The organism is Bacillus mycoides (assembly GCF_000832605.1).
Classification (GTDB): domain Bacteria; phylum Bacillota; class Bacilli; order Bacillales; family Bacillaceae_G; genus Bacillus_A; species Bacillus_A mycoides.
This window is the reverse complement of record NZ_CP009692.1, coordinates 3,977,616-3,996,264: the sequence shown is the minus strand read 5'-3', so window position 1 is coordinate 3,996,264 and position 18,649 is coordinate 3,977,616. Positions and strand designations below refer to the sequence as shown.

At 35.6% G+C, this 18,649-nt stretch carries 16 protein-coding genes and 2 pseudogenes; 13 read left to right on the top strand and 5 right to left on the bottom strand.

The window, feature by feature from the left end:
* Positions 1 to 5 precede the first annotated feature (5 nt).
* Genes ilvC through ilvA form a run of 3 tightly spaced genes read left to right on the top strand, consistent with a single transcriptional unit; the run spans position 6 to position 4,028 of the window.
* Complete coding sequence (ilvC, locus tag BG05_RS22250) at positions 6 to 1,013, top strand: ketol-acid reductoisomerase (RefSeq protein WP_002126790.1); 1,008 nt, start codon at positions 6 to 8, stop codon at positions 1,011 to 1,013.
* A 46-nt stretch (positions 1,014 to 1,059) separates the two neighbouring features.
* On the top strand, positions 1,060 to 2,733 hold the full coding sequence (gene ilvD, locus BG05_RS22245; RefSeq protein WP_002012150.1) for a dihydroxy-acid dehydratase: 1,674 nt from the start codon (positions 1,060 to 1,062) through the stop codon (positions 2,731 to 2,733).
* A gap of 32 nt (positions 2,734 to 2,765) precedes the next feature.
* Positions 2,766 to 4,028, top strand: coding sequence for a threonine ammonia-lyase IlvA (gene ilvA, locus BG05_RS22240; protein ID WP_002012149.1), 1,263 nt, complete (start codon positions 2,766 to 2,768; stop codon positions 4,026 to 4,028).
* A 99-nt stretch (positions 4,029 to 4,127) separates the two neighbouring features.
* Here ilvA and BG05_RS30070 read toward each other — a convergent pair.
* A pseudogene (locus BG05_RS30070) lies at positions 4,128 to 4,354 on the bottom strand (hypothetical protein).
* A gap of 52 nt (positions 4,355 to 4,406) precedes the next feature.
* Entirely contained in the window at positions 4,407 to 5,510 is a 1,104-nt protein-coding gene (locus BG05_RS22235; RefSeq protein WP_002126792.1) for a CapA family protein, read from the bottom strand.
* A 213-nt stretch (positions 5,511 to 5,723) separates the two neighbouring features.
* On the opposite strand from BG05_RS22235, the gene BG05_RS22230 reads away from it, so the two are divergent.
* The 3 genes from BG05_RS22230 to BG05_RS22220 all read left to right on the top strand — a co-directional run bounded on the left by BG05_RS22230 (position 5,724) and on the right by BG05_RS22220 (position 8,655).
* Entirely contained in the window at positions 5,724 to 6,443 is a 720-nt protein-coding gene (locus BG05_RS22230; RefSeq protein ID WP_000236011.1) for a DUF554 domain-containing protein, read from the top strand.
* A gap of 14 nt (positions 6,444 to 6,457) precedes the next feature.
* Positions 6,458 to 7,324, top strand: a complete 867-nt coding sequence (locus tag BG05_RS22225; protein ID WP_002126793.1) for a GNAT family N-acetyltransferase — start codon at positions 6,458 to 6,460, stop codon at positions 7,322 to 7,324.
* 116 nt (positions 7,325 to 7,440) lie between these two features.
* Positions 7,441 to 8,655, top strand: a complete 1,215-nt coding sequence (locus tag BG05_RS22220) for a multidrug efflux MFS transporter (protein ID WP_002086285.1) — start codon at positions 7,441 to 7,443, stop codon at positions 8,653 to 8,655.
* A gap of 55 nt (positions 8,656 to 8,710) precedes the next feature.
* On the opposite strand, the gene BG05_RS22215 is transcribed toward BG05_RS22220, so the two are convergent.
* Entirely contained in the window at positions 8,711 to 9,472 is a 762-nt protein-coding gene (locus BG05_RS22215) for a DODA-type extradiol aromatic ring-opening family dioxygenase (protein ID WP_003188587.1), read from the bottom strand.
* 209 nt (positions 9,473 to 9,681) lie between these two features.
* Between BG05_RS22215 and BG05_RS22210 the strand changes: the two genes are divergently transcribed.
* The 5 genes from BG05_RS22210 (at position 9,682) to BG05_RS22190 (ending at position 14,912) form a co-directional block, all read left to right on the top strand.
* A complete protein-coding gene (locus BG05_RS22210; protein WP_016126769.1) occupies positions 9,682 to 10,605 on the top strand; it encodes an alpha/beta fold hydrolase in 924 nt (307 codons plus the stop codon).
* A gap of 56 nt (positions 10,606 to 10,661) precedes the next feature.
* On the top strand, positions 10,662 to 11,267 hold the full coding sequence (locus BG05_RS22205) for a pentapeptide repeat-containing protein (RefSeq protein ID WP_003188583.1): 606 nt from the start codon (positions 10,662 to 10,664) through the stop codon (positions 11,265 to 11,267).
* 122 nt (positions 11,268 to 11,389) lie between these two features.
* A complete protein-coding gene (locus tag BG05_RS22200; RefSeq protein ID WP_002086281.1) occupies positions 11,390 to 11,749 on the top strand; it encodes a YunG family protein in 360 nt (119 codons plus the stop codon).
* Positions 11,750 to 11,802: 53 nt separating this feature from the next.
* Positions 11,803 to 13,128, top strand: coding sequence for a bifunctional S-methyl-5'-thioadenosine deaminase/S-adenosylhomocysteine deaminase (locus BG05_RS22195; protein ID WP_002086280.1), 1,326 nt, complete (start codon positions 11,803 to 11,805; stop codon positions 13,126 to 13,128).
* Positions 13,129 to 13,283: 155 nt separating this feature from the next.
* Positions 13,284 to 14,912 carry a peptide ABC transporter substrate-binding protein gene (locus BG05_RS22190; protein ID WP_016126770.1) on the top strand — a complete coding sequence of 543 codons (1,629 nt, stop codon included), beginning with the start codon at positions 13,284 to 13,286 and terminating at the stop codon, positions 14,910 to 14,912.
* 65 nt (positions 14,913 to 14,977) lie between these two features.
* Here BG05_RS22190 and BG05_RS22185 read toward each other — a convergent pair whose 3' ends face one another.
* On the bottom strand, positions 14,978 to 15,508 hold the full coding sequence (locus tag BG05_RS22185; RefSeq protein WP_002126807.1) for a GNAT family N-acetyltransferase: 531 nt from the start codon (positions 15,506 to 15,508) through the stop codon (positions 14,978 to 14,980).
* A 53-nt stretch (positions 15,509 to 15,561) separates the two neighbouring features.
* On the opposite strand from BG05_RS22185, the pseudogene BG05_RS22180 reads away from it, so the two are divergent.
* Positions 15,562 to 15,834: pseudogene (locus BG05_RS22180) on the top strand (M23 family peptidase); the annotation flags it as partial.
* Positions 15,835 to 15,893: 59 nt separating this feature from the next.
* On the opposite strand, the gene BG05_RS22175 reads toward BG05_RS22180, so the two are convergent.
* Positions 15,894 to 17,189 (bottom strand): Nramp family divalent metal transporter, encoded by a 1,296-nt coding sequence (locus BG05_RS22175; RefSeq protein ID WP_001030684.1) that lies wholly within the window; start codon positions 17,187 to 17,189, stop codon positions 15,894 to 15,896.
* Between the two features lie 494 nt (positions 17,190 to 17,683).
* Between BG05_RS22175 and trhO the strand changes: the two genes are divergently transcribed.
* The gene (gene trhO / locus BG05_RS22170; RefSeq protein ID WP_002086277.1) at positions 17,684 to 18,643 is read left to right on the top strand and encodes an oxygen-dependent tRNA uridine(34) hydroxylase TrhO; all 960 of its coding nucleotides are present in this window, start codon (positions 17,684 to 17,686) and stop codon (positions 18,641 to 18,643) included.
* Positions 18,644 to 18,649: the final 6 nt, after the last annotated feature.

Genomic DNA, 18,649 nt, shown 5'->3' with positions numbered 1-18,649 from the left:
GGAATATGAAAACTTATTATGAGAAAGATGCAAATTTAGAGCTATTAAAAGGGAAAACAGTTGCGGTAGTCGGATATGGATCTCAAGGTCATGCACAAGCACAAAATTTACGAGATTCTGGTGTGGAAGTTGTAGTTGGTGTTCGCCCTGGTAAGTCATATGAAGTAGCAAAAGCTGATGGATTTGAAGTAATGTCTGTTTCAGAAGCGGTTCGAACCGCACAAGTTGTACAAATGTTATTGCCGGATGAACAACAAGCGTATGTATATAAAACAGAAGTAGAAGAGAATCTTCGTGAAGGACAAATGTTACTTTTCTCACATGGTTTTAATATTCACTTCGGACAAATTAATCCGCCAAGTTACGTAGATGTAGCGATGGTCGCGCCGAAAAGTCCAGGTCATCTCGTTCGCCGTGTATTCCAAGAAGGAAATGGTGTCCCAGCATTAGTCGCAGTGCATCAAGATGCAACGGGAACAGCATTAAGTGTAGCACTAGCGTATGCAAAAGGTGTAGGTTGTACACGTGCAGGTGTAATTGAAACGACATTCCAAGAAGAAACAGAGACAGACTTATTCGGTGAGCAAGCAGTACTTTGCGGAGGAGTAACAGCACTTGTGAAAGCTGGTTTTGAAACGTTAACGGAAGGTGGATATCGTCCTGAAATTGCATACTTTGAATGTTTGCATGAATTAAAGTTAATTGTTGATTTAATGTACGAAGGCGGATTAACGAGTATGCGTCATTCTATTTCAGATACGGCAGAGTTTGGAGATTATGTAACAGGATCGAGAATTGTTACAGATGAAACGAAGAAGGAAATGAAACGTGTTCTTACAGAAATTCAGCAAGGTGAATTTGCGAAGAAATGGATTTTAGAAAATCAAGCAGGGCGTCCAACGTATAGTGCGATGAAAAAAGCAGAACAAAATCATCAGCTAGAAAAAGTAGGAGCAGAGCTTCGTGAAATGATGAGCTGGATTCATGCACCGAAAGAATTAGTAAAGAAATAGATTAATAGAGTATAAGTGAAAAATATGTAAGAGGGGATTTGACAAGATGAGAAGTGACATGATTAAAAAAGGTTTTGATAAAGCTCCGCATCGTAGTTTATTAAAAGCAACTGGTTTAAAAGATGAAGATTTTGATAAACCATTCATAGCAATTTGTAATTCTTTTATTGAAATTATTCCAGGTCATAAGCACTTAAATGAGTTTGGGAAACTTGTTAAAGAAGCAGTACGTGCAGCAGGCATGGTTCCATTTGAATTTAATACAATTGGAGTAGATGACGGTATTGCGATGGGTCATATCGGTATGCGTTATTCGCTTCCGAGTCGTGAAATCATTGCAGATTCAGTAGAAACGGTTGTAAATGCACACTGGTTTGACGGAATGATTTGTATTCCAAACTGTGACAAAATTACACCAGGTATGATGATGGCTGCACTTCGAATAAACATTCCAACTGTTTTCGTTTCAGGTGGTCCGATGGCAGCGGGGAAAACATCTAAAGGGGAAGTTGTCGATTTAAGTTCTGTTTTTGAAGGGGTAGGAGCCTATCAATCTGGGAAAATTTCAGAAGAAGAATTAAAGGATATTGAAGATCATGGCTGTCCATCTTGTGGTTCTTGTTCCGGTATGTTTACAGCGAACTCTATGAACTGTTTATGTGAAGTGTTAGGTTTAGCTCTTCCTGGTAACGGGAGTATTTTAGCGATTGATCCAAGACGTGAGGAGTTAATTAAACAAGCAGCAGAAAAATTAAAAATTTTAATTGAAAGAGATATTAAACCACGCGACATTGTAACAGAAGAAGCAATTGATGATGCGTTTGCACTTGATATGGCGATGGGTGGATCAACGAATACAGTATTACACACGTTAGCACTCGCACAAGAGGCGGGGTTAGATTACGATATGAACCGCATTGATGCAGTTTCAAGACGTGTACCGCATTTATGTAAAGTAAGTCCAGCTTCTAATTGGCATATGGAAGATATCGATCGCGCAGGCGGGATTAGTGCAATTTTGAAAGAGATGAGCCGAAAAGAAGGGGTACTTCACCTTGATCGTATAACTGCTACTGGGCAAACATTAAGAGAAAACATTGCTCATGCAGAGATTCAAGATAAGGAAGTTATTCATTCTCTAGAAAATCCTCATAGTGAAGAAGGAGGATTACGTATATTAAAAGGAAACCTTGCGAAAGACGGAGCGGTTATTAAAAGCGGAGCAACAGAAGTAAAACGATTTGAAGGACCTTGCGTTATTTTTAATTCACAAGATGAGGCGCTTGCCGGCATTATGCTTGGGAAAGTTAAGAAAGGAGATGTAGTTGTTATTCGCTATGAAGGACCAAGAGGCGGACCTGGTATGCCGGAAATGTTAGCACCAACATCAGCAATTGCTGGTATGGGATTAGGAGCAGATGTTGCACTTTTAACTGATGGTCGCTTCTCTGGTGCTTCACGTGGTATTTCGGTAGGGCATATTTCACCAGAAGCAGCAGCTGGCGGAACGATTGCACTTCTTGAACAAGGAGATATTGTATGTATTGATGTTGAGGAACGCTTGTTAGAAGTGAGAGTTAGTGATGAGGAATTAGAGAAGCGTAAAAAAGGGTGGAAACGACCAGAACCAAAAGTGAAAACTGGGTGGCTTGGACGTTATGCACAAATGGTAACATCGGCGAATACAGGTGCAGTTCTGAAAATCCCGAATTTTGATTGAGCCAATATAAAAAGAGATAAGGATGATATAAAATGGTGCAAAATGTAAAGGAGAGAGTGAAAATTGAAGATATCTTAATGGCTCATAATTGCATGAAAGATATCGTTATTAAAACACCGTTACAACGAGATTCAGTTTTATCTGAGAAATATGAATGTGACGTATATGTTAAGCGAGAAGATTTACAAGTTATTCGTTCTTTCAAAATTCGTGGTGCGTATAATTTAATTCAAAGTTTACCGAAAGAAAAGTTACAAAATGGTGTTGTTTGTGCAAGTGCTGGTAATCATGCACAAGGAGTTGCTTATACGTGTAATTTATTGAAGATTCCGTCAAAAATTTTCATGCCGACAACGACACCTAAGCAAAAAGTATCACAAGTTGAATTTTTCGGTGGTGATTTCGCAGACATTGTATTAGTTGGTGATACATTTGATAGTTCTTTCCAAGAGGCGCAGCGCTATTGTGTAGAAAATAGGATGACATTTGTACATCCGTTTGATGATCCGTATGTCGTTGCTGGTCAAGGAACAGTCGCTGTTGAAATTATGCATGATATGGAGAAACCAGTTGATTATATATTTACAGCAATTGGCGGTGGTGGATTAGCATCTGGTATTGGTACATATGTAAAGGGGGTTAGTCCTACTACAAAGGTAATCGGTGTAGAACCGATGGGAGCTGCATCTATGAAAGAAGCTTTTCTTCAAAATGAAAATGTTGCATTAGAAAAGATTGATAGTTTTGTTGATGGAGCAGCTGTTAAGAAGGTAGGAAAGTTAACTTTTGAAACATGTAAAGATGTAATTGATGATATTGTTTTAGTACCGGAGGGAAAGGTTTGTACAACGATTTTAGAACTGTATAAGAAAAATGCGATTGTAGCAGAGCCAGCTGGTGCGCTTTCTATTGCGGCACTTGATCTATACAGAGATGAAATAAAGGGAAAAACAGTTGTATGCACGTTAAGTGGTGGAAATAATGATATTGATAGAATGCAAGAAATGAAAGAACGATCCCTTATTCATGAAGGATTAAAGCACTATTTCATCATTGAATTTCCGCAACGTTCAGGAGCACTACGAGAGTTTCTTGATAAAGGATTAGGACCGGAAGATGATATTACTCGCTTTGAGTATATTAAGAAACATAATAAAGAAAATGGTCCAGCTTTAGTGGGGGTAGAATTAAAGCATAAGGAAGACTATGAAGCTTTAATTACTCGTTTTCAAGAAAATAACATTCAATTCGTGGAGCTTAATAAAAATCCTGTGCTGTTTGATTTACTTATTTAATAAAAGAAAAGAGTTAACATACAATTCTACTTGAAATAAAAAAGGTAGATACAAGCGAAGGGAAATCCTGCTTGTTCTATCTTTTTTATTCTTTGAAAGTTAAACGAAATACGCTCCATATTCAAGAAGGATAAAGCTAGTTAACCAAAAAAGTATTGCAATACGAATGATTACATACATTGTAAATTCAAAGGGAGTAAGTTTTCTCTCTCGCTTTATTTTTCTTAGAAGTCTAACAGAAAAAATGAACATAAAAGCAGGATCGCTATAGATATTTTATACACGTTTTCTAACAGACTTATATTTTCTAATAAGTTTTTCAGCATATTCATCACCTATCCCGTAATGTATGTTACAGAGAAATGAATCTCGTGCTGTTTAGTTGCGTTTGTTTATTATTTTCCCAGTGTCATCAATTTCTACATCAGTTGAAACCGTTTGTAAATATTGCAGTGCTTTTTTCTTTTCTTCTTCATTTACAGGAGAAACTTGGTTGTTGCGAATGATGTAAGGATTGAATGACATTTGGACATCCTTACCTTTAAAGGTTAAAGTTAATACGCCTGTTTCGGCACTCTTTCCATTTACATAATTCGGGAATAAAAAGTTTCCTAACGAGTATGCGATAGGAACTTTATTGTAATACTCAAATCCTTGTAACCAATGCGGGTGACTTCCAACGATTGCATCAGCACCCGCCTCTACCATTTTCGGAACATATTGTTTCTGGTATTCTATTGGGCGATTAGATTTTTCGACGCCCCAATGCATATAGACGATTACATAATCAGCATCTTTCTTTTGCTCTTGAATCGTTTTTGTTACAAGATCTAGGTCATATCCGTTTGCAACGCCGGGTTTATTGTCACCAGCTACCCAATTAAAGTTGGGCATAAAGCGTACAAAGGAAAGAAATTTAAACTTTTTTCCTTTTACAGTTAGTTCACGAGCAGTATAAGCATCTTCAGCATTTTTTCCGGCTCCAGTGTAAGGTAGTTTTAATTTTTCGACGTGAGAAATGGTGTCTAGTAGTCCATCTTGCCCATAATCAAGCGTATGGTTATTGCCAATGTTCACGATGTCATATCCGGTGTTTTTAATGGCTTGTAGTGTGGATGGATCACTTTTAATCCAAAATTGTTGCCCAGGTACTTTTTTTTCTCTCGTTGTAAATGCTGACTCTAAATTAACAAAAGAAATATCAGCTTTCGTTATTTCTTCTTTTACGTGTTGGAATGGATAATCAGCCCCATTTTTTTCGATTACGGGACGTAATTGCCAATCGAACATTGTATCACCAGAGAAGGTGAGTGTGATTTCAGGGTCTTCGGTTTTCTTTTCGCTTTTTGAAGCTGTTTTACTAGATTTGTTTTGCATATCAGGTTTGTCTTTCGCTTTTGAAATAAAAGAGTAGTTGATTAATAAAACAATTGGTGTAATGAAAAAGGCTATTAACAGAAATCGTTTTAGTAAAGTTTTCATAAATACCTTCCCTTTTGAGTTTATCCCGCAATTAGATTAACAATGAATCTACTAAAGGCAATCGGTCTTTGTATAGTTACAAAAAAATAGCGGGTTATGTAGTGAAAAACGTTTGTTAATATTCACAATATTACGTTAACATATAGGTAACCTGTAAATCAATGTATAAACCAAAATATAGAAATAAAGAATTCGAAGGGTGAAGAATGAGAAATGGTTATATTAGGAGCAGTTGTAAATGGGATTTGTATTATATTTGGTACTTTACTTGGTAAATTATTTAGTGCGATTCCAGAAAGTATGAAGGGAACAATTATGCATGCAATTGGTTTAGCGGTTACTGTACTTGGACTTCAAATGGCATTAAAAAGTGAAAATTTTCTTGTTGTCATACTAAGTTTAGTTATTGGTACGGTAATCGGAGAATGGCTACAATTAGAAGAAAGGTTAAAACTGTTAGGGGATTGGCTAGAAAATAAAGTTGGATCGAAAGGGAAAGGGAGCATATCAGAAGGCTTTGTAACAGCCACGCTTATTTTTGCAATCGGAGCGATGGGGATACTTGGTGCATTGGACAGTGGGATTCGCGGAAATCATGATATTTTATTTACAAAGGCGATTATCGATGGATTCATTTCTATTATATTAACGACAACTCTAGGAATTGGCGTAGTATTTTCAGCGATTCCAGTGATTTTATATGAGGGAGGTATTGCAGTTTTTGCAACACAAATTAATAGTTTTGTTCCAAAAGAATTAATGAATCAATTTATAGTGGAAATGACGGCTACTGGCGGTATTATGATATTCGCAATCGGATTAAACTTACTTGGATTTATTAAAATTAAAGTGGCAAATTTACTTCCAGGCATATTAATGGTTGGAGTAATTGTTTCTATTATATACGGTTATGGTTTGATAATAAGTCATTAGGGGAAGGGATATAGATGATGGAATTCCAATTTACAAAACGTGCATATAAAATATTGGAGATTGCAGCAGAAGAGGCTGAGTGTAGTAAAGGTATTATCCATCCAGTTCATCTATTTATAGGAGCTTGTAAGGAAGGTACTGGAGTTTGCGCGGAGTTACATATGTATTTATTTCACACGGTGGGTATGGATTTTTTAGCAAAGATATCGTTACTCCAACAATATTATGCAAATGAAATAGAATACATAAATGTTGGGGAGTTTAAAGTTTCAAATAAGACGATAGAAGTTTTAAAAGTAGCGAAGAAACGGATGGAACGTTTTCAGCAAATAGTAATAAATGAAGGGCATGTTTTATATGCAATTTTTCAAGGGGATACAGTTATTGATAAGGTTATAAGTGAAAAGATGAAAAAAGATCTATTGCAAATTACATCTGAACCAAGAGACTTGACGGTTGCATTAACAATATTTGATCCTATTTGTAATAGTTTAAGCTGTAATATTAGAAAAGCGATCTCTTCTGATTTTGAAAAGTTGGCACGTTTTGTTAAGGATGAATTTGGTGAGCGTTGGTTAAAATCTTTAGATTATGGATTTCGGACATATAAAGAAGAGTTACCTATTTTTATTGCTGAACAAGGAGGAGAAATCATTGGTTTCGCTTGTTACGATGTTGTGAGAGGAAAGAAAGGGTTGTTTGGCCCGATGGGTACAGCGAAACATAATCGTGTGAACGGTGTTGGGAAGACGTTATTGAATCATTGTTTATATAACATGAAGAAAAGCGGATATGAGTATGCAATTATAGGACAAGCAGGTCCGATTGAGTTTTACGAGCGATGCTGTAATGCACGTTTAATACCCATAGGAGATAATTAACTCTATCCCTTTGCAAAGAATGCAAAGGGATAGAGTTTTATTATGTATAAAGCAAATTACTAAACTTTTTCTAGAAAACGGTGTAGAATGGGTATCGAATGAAAGAAGGTGTAAAAATGGCCAGCTGGAAACGAAATTTAATGATTTGTTGGCTAGGTTGTTTTACCACTGCAGCCGGTATGAGTTTAGTAATTCCTTTTTTATCTTTTTATATTGAGGAATTAGGGGTGACCGGCACTTCTAGTATTGCACAGTGGTCGGGACTTGCATTTGGTGTGACATTTTTAATGGGTGCGATCGTATCACCAATATGGGGCAAGCTTGGTGATATACATGGTCGGAAATTGATGCTTATACGTGCGAGCCTTGGTATGGCGATAATTATGACGCTTATGGGGTTTGTGACAGATGTGTATCAATTAGTCGCACTTCGGTTTTTAATGGGATCGGTATCAGGTTTCCTTTCTACAGCGATGACACTTATTGCTGCAGAAACTCCGCAAGAACATTCAGGTTGGGCAATTTCTACAATCTCAACTGGAGGCGTGAGCGGTTCATTACTTGGGCCGATACTCGGAGGTTATTTGTCAGAGTTAATCGGAATGCGCCATGTTTTTCTAGTTACAGGAGCTTTCTTATTCCTGTCCTTTCTTATCGTCTTTTTCTTCTTACATGAGGAGAAACATTCTGCTAAAGAAAAAAAGGCACAGCCGAAAAAAGTATGGACGATGGTCCCTGCAAAACATTTAATAATAAGTTTATTTGTAGCAACGTTTATTATTCAGCTTGCAAATATGTCGATTCAACCTATTATTACGTTGTACGTAAAGCATTTGGCAGGACCAGGAACAGATCATATTGAAATGCTTGCAGGTGCAGTCATGTCTGCGACAGGATTAGCAGTTATTTTAGCAGCTCCTAAGCTAGGAAGATTATCAGATCATATTGGACCTCAAAAAACGTTAGTTGTAGCGTTGTTTGCTGCAGGAATTATTTTTATTCCACAAGCATTTGTAACCTCAGCTTGGCAACTATTAATTCTTCGCTTTTTATTAGGTATTGCACAAGCAGGACTATTACCTTCCGTACAAACTCTACTAAAACAACATACGCCAACCCATGTAACGGGACGAATATTTGGATATAATCAATCGTTTCAGTTTTTAGGAAATATGATTGGGCCAGTACTTGGTGGACAAATTGCAGCTCATGCAGGCTTCCAATATGTTTTCTTCTCTACATCATCACTATTATTTATTGCGTGCATTTGGGTTTATTTTCATAGTAAGAACGAAGAGGTATCAGAGAAACGACATTTGGAAGTTAGTTAACTATGTGAATGAAAAACAGAAAAAGGATGAAGCAATATTGCTTCATCCTTTTTCATTAAAATTGAAGGCAAAGATAACTTAATGTACCAAGCTCGTAGCCACGGTGAATGACCGTACCGTCGTTCTCACCACTACCCATCGCGATAAATAGAGGAACAAAATGTTCCGCTCTTGGTACAGCTAATTGTGCATGAGGAGCATTTCTTTCCCAGTTAAACAATGCATCTTTATCGCTAGTATGCATATGATTTATAATCCAATCATCAAATTCAATCGCCCATTGTTCCGGAGTTGTTTCATTCCATTTTAATGCTCGTAAATTATGAACAGTAACTCCGCTGCCGATTACTAAAATATCTTCTTGTCCAAGTCCTTTTAGTGCTTCTCCAATTTCAAATTGTTCTTTTGCAGGAAGGAATGGATTTACTGATATTTGTACGACAGGAATATTGGCTTCTGGGTACATACGATGCAGGAGTGTCCATGAGCCATGATCTAAACCTCTCGTCATATTATGATGGACTGGAATGCCTTTGTTTTTAAATTTTGTTTCTAGCATAGACGCAATGCTAGAAGAGCCTTTCGCATGATATTTGATTTCGTATAACTCAGGAGGAAAACCTCCAAAGTCATAAATTGTTTCATATACTTCATCTGAAGAGGAGATCGTTAATACTTCACTTTCCCAGTGAGCGGTAAAAATAACAATAGCTTTCGGTTTATATGTTGCTCCAAGTGTCTTTAAAAAGCGTGTATAGTCTGTATCTTGAATAGCAAGCATAGGTGATCCATGTGCTAAAAATAGTGAGGGCATCATGATTAAAACCTCCTAAAAATATATTAATTACTTTATGTAAGTAACTATATAATTTTATTTTAAATTCGTCAAGATAATAGTTTAATATGTAATCGGAAAAATAGATCATTTGTCATAATGAAAGCAATTGCATATAATACATAATAAGAATAATGAATGTTTATTCATTATAAAAAAAGATATACATAATAGATTTGGAGGCTGTCGGAATGAGCATACAGGAAAATTTCGTTACGGCATTGGATAAATCGGAAATTTACTTGCGTAAATGGTTACTAGAAGGAAATCCGCGGGGAATTGTTCAAATTGCACATGGTATGACAGAACATGCAGGTGTTTATACAGAATTTATTGATGCCTTATTAGAAGCAGGATATGGTGTTTATGCTCATGATCATAAGGGGCATGGAAAAACAGTAAAAAGAGAAGAAGACTATGGTCATTTTGAACCAAATGTAGGTTGGAATCAGGCTGTGTCTGATGTTATCTTTGTTTCGGAAATGATAAAAGAAGAGCAGACATGCCCGTTATTTTTACTTGGACATAGTATGGGTTCTTTTTTATCAAGACGTGCTGTACAATTTAAAGGTGAATTATATGATGGATTCCTTATTTCAGGAACTGGTGGAAATCCAGGGCTTTTAGGAAGTATCGGTCATAAAGTAGCGACAATTGAGATGAAACTTCGCGGAAAGAAAACGAAAAGTCCGATGCTGAACTTCTTATCTTTCGGAAACTTCAACTCACACTTTAAGCCAAATCGTACGAAATTTGATTGGTTATCTTCAGATATTCATCAAGTTGATAAGTATATTGCGGATCCGTTATGTGGATTCATTTGCACGACTAGTTTTTACCGAGAATTGTTTCATGGAGTTCTAGAAGTAAATAAAATAGAAGAATACAAGAAGACACCAAAAAATCTTCCAATACATATATTCTCTGGTGATCGTGATCCTGTTGGGGATATGGGGAAAGGTGTAAAAGAAGTATACGAAAACTATAAAAAATGTGGTGTGAAAGATGTAACACTTCGTTTATATGAAAATGGTAGACATGAAATGTTCCATGAAGTGAATAGAGAAGATGTATTTCAAGATTTGATTTCATGGTTAGATGAGCATATTGTATAAGAAGAAACCTCACTTCATGCTGAAGTGAGGTTTTTTGAAAAATTGGAGGATTGATTATGAGTGAATTTGTAAATAAAGAATATGTAGAAATAGATTTTCAAGATATCTGGATAAAAGACGAGGAATTGAAAAATTGTACCTTCATAAAATGCCGTTTTAGAGGGATAGATGCATCAGAAGTTTTTACTAAAAATTGTAATTTCATAGAATGTGATTTTACTGGTACTCTTTTTAATGCTTCTATCCATCAAGGAACTACGTTTGCTAATTGTAGGTTTTTTGGTGCGAATTTATTTGTATCTAAGTTTGAAGAATGTAAAATGACTGGTTCGGATTTCGAAGAGGCGAATTTAGACGGAATAACAATTATATCAGGCGATTGGTCATATACGAATTTAAGGTTTGCGAACTTAAGTAAACAAATGTTAAAGGGTATTCGTTTAATTGAAGCTGACCTATATGAATGTAATTTAGAAAAAGCAGATTTGCGTGAAGCGGATTTAACGGGCGCACAATTAGGTAAGGTGAAACTTAGTGGGGCGGATTTAAGAGGAGCTGTAGTTGATAGAGTTGATTTTAAAGCTTTTGATTTAAAAAACGTGAAATTAGATATAGCGCAGGCGGTTGTAGTTGCGAGATGTTATGGAGCAAAGGTGAATTAAATCATTTGTAACACCGTTCAATATATTGAACGGTGTTACAAATAGTAATGATTTTTAAAAATTGCCTTTTACCGCTTTTATAATATGATGTGTGAAATTGCTAATGTCAGGAGATGCTGAATATGGATAGCATAAAGATTAAACAACTATATGAAGCATTAAGAAAATCTTGGTCAATAGAAACGAGTTCTAAGTGGACGAGCGAAAGCCCAGCAAAGGGACAATGTGGTGTAACGGCCCTTATTGTCCAAGAATTGTGCGGGGGAGAGATAATAAAGACGAAGATAGGTGAAGTATGGCATTTCTACAATAAAGTAGATGGGAAAAGGTATGATTTTACTAGGACCCAATTTCATGAAACATTAAACTATATGGACATGAAGTCGAGCCGTGAAGAAGCATTTGCAGATACAAATGAAAAACAATATAGCATTTTGAAGGAAAAGACAACGAAAGAATTAAAATTATCTTTTGACTCTTAATCTTCAATAAGTTACTATAATGGTGGTAACTAATTAAAGGGAACTTCATAGAGTTGAAAGGGGAAATACTTTTGAAAACAACTTATGTAAACGCTACAATTGCAACGATGAATGAACAAAATGAAGTGATAGAAAATGGATATATCATTGTAGAAAATGATCAAATTATAGATATAAATAGCGGAGAATTCGCTAACGATTTTGAAGTAGATGAAGTAATTGACATGAAAGGAAAGTGGGTTTTACCAGGGCTTGTCAATACACATACACATGTTGTTATGAGCCTTTTGAGAGGTATCGGAGATGATATGTTATTGCAGCCATGGCTTGAGACGAGAATTTGGCCACTTGAAAGTCAGTTTACGCCAGAGCTTGCGGTCGCTAGCACGGAATTAGGATTACTTGAAATGGTGAAAAGTGGTACAACATCATTCTCTGATATGTTTAATCCTATTGGAGTAGACCAAGATGCAATTATGGAAACGGTATCAAGGAGTGGAATGCGTGCTGCTGTTTCAAGAACTTTATTTAGCTTCGGAACGAAAGACGATGAAAAGAAAGCAATTGAAGAAGCTGAGAAATATGTGAAGCGTTACTATAACGAAAGTGGTATGTTAACTACGATGGTTGCACCACATAGTCCATATACATGTTCCACAGAACTGTTAGAAGAGTGTGCTCGTATTGCAGTAGAAAATCAAACGATGGTTCATATTCATCTTTCTGAAACAGAGCGTGAAGTACGTGATATTGAAGCACAGTATGGGAAGCGTCCAGTAGAATATGCAGCAAGTTGCGGATTGTTTAAACGCCCAACAGTTATTGCACACGGTGTAGTATTAAATGAAAATGAGCGTGCATTTTTAGCAGAACATGATGTTCGAGTAGCTCATAACCCAAATAGTAATTTAAAACTAGGTTCTGGTATAGCGAATGTAAAAGCGATGCTAGAAGCAGGAATAAAAGTAGGAATTGCAACAGATAGTGTGGCGTCTAACAACAATTTAGATATGTTTGAAGAAATGCGCATTGCAACATTATTACAAAAAGGTATTCATCAAGATGCAACAGCGTTACCAGTTGAAACAGCTCTTACACTTGCGACTAAAGGAGCTGCTGAAGTAATCGGGATGAAACAAACGGGCTCACTTGAGGTTGGAAAGTGTGCTGATTTTATTACGATTGACCCATCTAATAAGCCGCATTTACAACCGGCAGATGAAGTGTTATCACATCTTGTGTATGCAGCTAGTGGAAAAGATATAAGCGATGTAATTATTAATGGTAAACGTGTCGTTTGGAATGGTGAATGTAAAACATTAGATGAAGAGCGTATTATATTTGAAGCAAGTCGTTATAAACGAGGTTTACAAAGATAGGTAATTATATATCAGTTGAAAAAGCTATCCTTTTTTAAAAGGATAGCTTTTTTCTTGAACGAATAAATATTCAAAAGAATGTCGCATCTTTCTGTTAGTATTTCTGCTATAATATATAACGCTTTATAATATTTTATACTTAAGGAGAACAACTCATGAAGCGAAAAAAGAGCCATTTAATAGTAATGGCACTTGTTACAACTTTATTATTAGCAGCTTGTAATAATAAAGCGAATAAAAGTGACACAGAGGCAAAAAAACAAGTATTAAATGTAACGGTATCAGAAGAAATTCCTTCTCTTGATACTACAAAAACGATGGATGGTACATCAGCGCACGTTATGCAAAACATATTTGAAGGGTTATATGTATTAGATGATCAAGATCAGCCTATTCCAGCAGTAGCAAAATCGTTTGAAAGAAGTGAAGATGGTAAAAAATATACATTTGATTTGCGTAAAGATGCAAAATGGTCAAATGGAGACAGTGTAACAGCCAATGATTTTATGTTTGCGTGGAGACGGGCGGTAAGTCATGAAACAGCGTCTCAATATGCGTATATGCTCTTTTACGTGAAAAATGCGAAAGAGATAAATAAGGGAACAATGCCTCTTGATGAACTTGGGGTTAAAGTTATAAATGATTATAAGTTAGAAGTGGAACTAGAACAGCCAATTCCGTATTTTTTACAGTTGTTAGCGTTACCTATATACTTACCACAGCACGAATCATTTTTAAAAGAACAAGGAGAGAATTATGCATTGGAACCTAGTAATCTCATATATAACGGTCCATTTGTATTAGAGAAGTGGAAGCATGAACAAGAATTTCAATTAAAGAAAAATGATATATATTGGGATAAAAAGAAAGTGAAATTAGAAGAAATAAACTTTCAAATTGTGAAGGATACAGTGACAGCAGTAAATTTATATGAAGCTGGCGATTTGGATCGAGTACCAATTAATTCTCAATTTGTAGACAAGTATAAAGGGAATAAGCAATTGCATATGTCGAGCGATCCTGGAATTGCTATGCTACGTTTTAATGAAAAAAATAATGCGTTAGCAAATAAGAAAGTACGTCAATCTATTTCATTAGCGTTAAATAAGAAGGATTTTGTTGCTCACTTTATTAATAACGGGGCAAAACCTGCAAGTGGACTTGTACCAGTTGGTCACGTAAATGAAGAGACTGGTAAAGATTTTAGAAAAGAAAATGGAGATCTTTCTCCATATGATTTGCAAAATGCGAAAAAGATTTGGGAAGAAGCGAAAAAAGAAGTTGGAGTAGAACAAATAAAACTCGAGTTTTTAACGTTTGAACAAGATAACGCAAAACGTATGGCGGAATATATAAAAGGTGACTTAGAGAAGAATTTGCATGGATTAACGATACAAATTAAACAACAGCCATTTAAGCAAAAATTACAATTAGAACAAACAGGTGATTACGATATATCTATGGTAAATTGGGGACCAGATTATAAAGATCCAATTAGTTATTTAGAGCTATTTACGACAAGTAATCCAAATAATAAAATGAATTATTCTAATCCTCATTACGATGAGCTAATAAAAAAAGCTAAAAATGATCTTATACTAGATCAAAAGAAAAGATGGAAAGCGTTGCGAGAAGCTGAGCAGGTCATATTAGAGGACGCTGCGGTAGCACCGCTTTATCATATTGGTTCCGCTTATGTACAAAAGGATTATGTAAAAGGAATTGAAAAGCATCAATTTGGTGGCGTTTATACTTATAAGAATGCTTATATCGATAATAAGTAAAACTATTAATCAAAAAAGAAACCTTACTTTTAAAAGTGAGGTTTCTTTTTTGGGAATTATATCTATTAAACGGATTTTAATAAAGAATAAAAATTCGTATCATATGGGATATCATCTTGATACATATAGTTTTTTAGAATCCCTTCTTTTTCAAATCCTAATTTTAATAGCACTTTATTTGAAGCTTCGTTTTCAAGAAATACAATTGCCCCGATACGTTTTAAATGAAGCGTATGGAAGCCATAAGATATAATTTCAGAAACTGCCTCAGTAGCATATCCATTTCCCCAGTGTTCAGGCAAAAAGGCATAACTTATATTTGCTCGTTTATGTTCGGAAGACCAATCATGAAAACCAATTGTTCCGATGAGCCCTTTCTTGTCTTTTAATTCGATTCCCCATTTAATGCCGCTTCTTGCGTTGTACCCCAATTTAAAATTAGTAAGGATTTGTTTTACTTGATCCAAATTTTGCAATGGTTTTTGGCCATAATGGCGCAGGACATCGGTATTAGAAAAGCACTGTAATATACTCGGTGCATCTTCGTCGGTAAGTTCTCGTAAAATGAGTCGGTTGGTTTTTAATATAGGAAACATGCTTTCACTCCATTTCTTCTGAAACTAGAATGTGTTGTTATTATATAATCTAATCTGAAAATAAAGATTATTCAAGGGGTAAGGATGATTTTGAATCTATGGCTGTTAATCATATTTATTTACGACTAGATGAATCGGGGGTATTTTTGTTTCTTACACAAGTCGGTAACTCAGGAAGTTCAAGTGAACCACATTTACATATCCATCATCAAAGGCAGGATCCATCCAAGGTGAGTATGTTTTTCACGGAAGGCTTACCACTTTATTTTCGAACTGAAAAAGGTGCGATAATGCCGGAAAGAGGGACATACATAAGTGGTAAGTAGAAGGAAATCATTTCATACAAAAAGGGTATTCCAAATCAAATTTGGAATACCCTTTTTTATTAACCTACAAATGTTTGATACAGTAAGAAAATATTTAAAACGATAATAAGTGCAGCGATTAACCACGCGATAAATGTTGTAATGCGATGGTTGACGAGTGCACCCATAATCTTCTTATTACTTGTAAACATAATAAGTGGTACTAATGCAAAGGCAATACCGAAAGATAAGACAACTTGACTCATAACGAGAGCGTAAGTTGGATTTACACCTAAAGCGATAATAACGAGAGGCGGAATCATTGTTATAAATCGGCGTAAGTATAACGGAATATGCATTCGAATGAATCCTTGCATAATAATATCACCAGACATCGTACCAACAGAAGAACTAGATAAACCTGCTGATAAAAGTCCAATCCCAAATAATGCAGCCGATACAGGACCGACTAAATTACTGAACTGGTTAAAAGCAACATCAAGGTCTTCAACGTGCAAGCCGTTTTTAAAGAATAGTGCAGCTGCTACAATTAACATACTTGCATTAATTGCTCCAGCGATAACCATTGCAATAATAATATCGATGAATTCGAAGCGGAAAATCTTTTTCTTTTGTTCATCATTTGTTCCGACTACACGGCGCTGCGTTAAGGCCGAATGTAAATATATCGCGTGCGGCATTACTGTCGCACCTAAAATTCCAGCTGCTAAAAGGATGCTATCTACACCTTGGAATTTTGGAGTGAAAAGTCCTGAGAGTAGAGGGCTTAATTCCGGTTTTGCGTAAAAGACTTGGATACCAAAAGCGATAACAACGATAAAAATCATACCTGTTATGATAGCTTCTAATGGACGAAAGCCTCTGCGTTGAAATTCAAGAATAATAAATGATCCAACTGCTGTAATTAAAGCAGCTGGTAACATCGGAATTCCAAATAGTAAGTATAAGCCAAGTGCTGCCCCAATAAATTCAGCTAAATCTGTAGCCATAATAACGAGTTCCCCTTGTATCCATAAACCGATGGAAACTGGTTTGGGGAAGTTTTCGCGAGCTACTTCAGGAAGATTTCTCCCAGTAGCGATTCCTAATTTAGCTGATAAAGTTTGAATTAATACAGCCATTAAATTAGAAGCGAGTATTACCCAAAGCAATAAATACCCATATTGTGATCCAGCTGCGATATTTGTAGCGAAGTTCCCAGGATCAATATAAGCAACTGATGCGATAAAAGCAGGTCCTAAGAATGGTAACAGTCTTTTAAAGCCTTTTGTTTGTCCACTTAACGCTAAATGGGCTGATTGAACTGTTGTACTTTGAGAAGGGACTTGTTCATCTTTTGTTATATCTTTATTCATAGTAGTATTCCCCTTTGAAATCTTAACTTGATTAAAGTTTCACTTTATTTTTACTCATTATTTCAATACATTTAGATATATGATGTGGCAATTTCATTTGAACATAAAAGTTTCCTTAATGCAAATTATATGACTGTGTGCAATGAATGGTGTGACGATGCAAAAATATTTTGGGAGTTTATGGTTGTTGAATAAGGGAGAAGATAATAAATTATAGGGTTGTTTTTGAAATTTATGTGAACATACAGCCTATATTACAGCATATTAATTGATGGAAATGAAATTGTATGATATATAATATATTGGGATTACAACCTAACCGTAGTGTTTTGTTCTGTAATCTTGTTTTTTATTTTTGTTAACTTATAGAAAAAATTGTAAATAGAAGAAAATAGGCTAAGTACAATTTAGTATGTATTTTCTTATTATATATGTTTTGATATGAACGTTAACTTATACATGATTTTAAAATTTAGATAGGTGGTAGAAATACATTGGCAACTACAAAACCATATAGAGTATTACTGTATTACATGTACACAACAATTGAAAACCCAGAAGAATTTGCTGAACAGCATTTAGAATTTTGTAAATCACTTGAGTTAAAAGGAAGAATTCTTGTAGCGACAGAAGGAATTAACGGAACTTGTTCTGGAACTGTTGAGCAAACAGAAAAATACGTGGAAGCGATGAATAATGATCCACGTTTTGCTGGAATCGTATTTAAAATTGATGAGGCAGATGAACATGCATTCAAGAAAATGCACGTACGTCCTCGTTCAGAGTTAGTTACACTTCGTCTAGAAGACGACATTAACCCGAAAGAAATTACTGGGAAGTATTTAGAACCAAAAGATTTTTATGAGGCAATGAAACAAGAAGATACAGTTATCATTGATGCACGAAATGATTATGAATTTGATTTAGGACACTTCAAAGGTGCGATTAAACCAGATATTGAATCATTCCGTGAATTACCAGATTGGATTAGAGAAAATAAAGAAACACTTGAGGGTAAAAAGATTTTAACGTACTGTACAGGTGGAATTCGTTGTGAGAAATTCTCAGGTTGGTTAGTTCGTGAAGGTTATGAAGATGTAAGCCAGCTTCATGGCGGAATTGTAACGTACGGAAAAGATCCAGAAGTACAAGGTGAACTTTGGGATGGTCAATGTTACGTATTTGATGAGCGTATCGCTGTACCAGTAAACCAAAAAGAACATGTTATCGTTGGTAAAGATCACTTTACAGGTGAACCTTGTGAGCGCTATGTAAACTGTGCAAACCCTGAATGTAACAAGAAAATTTTATGTTCTGAAGAAAGTGAAGCAAAACATTTACGTGCATGTTCTCATGAATGTCGTGTACACCCACGTAATCGTTATATCGTGCAACACGAATTAACAGAAGAGCAAGTAGCTGCTACATTAGAAAAAATCGAAGCAGGTAAGTAAGCATAA

What these genes read in the sequence shown, in the direction of transcription:
- ilvC (WP_002126790.1), top strand. Translation starts at nt 6, where the DNA reads ATGAAAACTTATTATGAGAAAGATGCAAATTTAGAGCTATTAAAAGGG.
- ilvD (WP_002012150.1), top strand. Translation starts at nt 1,060, where the DNA reads ATGAGAAGTGACATGATTAAAAAAGGTTTTGATAAAGCTCCGCATCGT.
- ilvA (WP_002012149.1), top strand. Translation starts at nt 2,766, where the DNA reads ATGGTGCAAAATGTAAAGGAGAGAGTGAAAATTGAAGATATCTTAATG.
- BG05_RS22235 (WP_002126792.1), bottom strand. Translation starts at nt 5,510, where the DNA reads ATGAAAACTTTACTAAAACGATTTCTGTTAATAGCCTTTTTCATTACA.
- BG05_RS22230 (WP_000236011.1), top strand. Translation starts at nt 5,724, where the DNA reads ATGGTTATATTAGGAGCAGTTGTAAATGGGATTTGTATTATATTTGGT.
- BG05_RS22225 (WP_002126793.1), top strand. Translation starts at nt 6,458, where the DNA reads ATGATGGAATTCCAATTTACAAAACGTGCATATAAAATATTGGAGATT.
- BG05_RS22220 (WP_002086285.1), top strand. Translation starts at nt 7,441, where the DNA reads ATGGCCAGCTGGAAACGAAATTTAATGATTTGTTGGCTAGGTTGTTTT.
- BG05_RS22215 (WP_003188587.1), bottom strand. Translation starts at nt 9,472, where the DNA reads ATGATGCCCTCACTATTTTTAGCACATGGATCACCTATGCTTGCTATT.
- BG05_RS22210 (WP_016126769.1), top strand. Translation starts at nt 9,682, where the DNA reads ATGAGCATACAGGAAAATTTCGTTACGGCATTGGATAAATCGGAAATT.
- BG05_RS22205 (WP_003188583.1), top strand. Translation starts at nt 10,662, where the DNA reads ATGAGTGAATTTGTAAATAAAGAATATGTAGAAATAGATTTTCAAGAT.
- BG05_RS22200 (WP_002086281.1), top strand. Translation starts at nt 11,390, where the DNA reads ATGGATAGCATAAAGATTAAACAACTATATGAAGCATTAAGAAAATCT.
- BG05_RS22190 (WP_016126770.1), top strand. Translation starts at nt 13,284, where the DNA reads ATGAAGCGAAAAAAGAGCCATTTAATAGTAATGGCACTTGTTACAACT.
- BG05_RS22185 (WP_002126807.1), bottom strand. Translation starts at nt 15,508, where the DNA reads ATGTTTCCTATATTAAAAACCAACCGACTCATTTTACGAGAACTTACC.
- BG05_RS22175 (WP_001030684.1), bottom strand. Translation starts at nt 17,189, where the DNA reads ATGAATAAAGATATAACAAAAGATGAACAAGTCCCTTCTCAAAGTACA.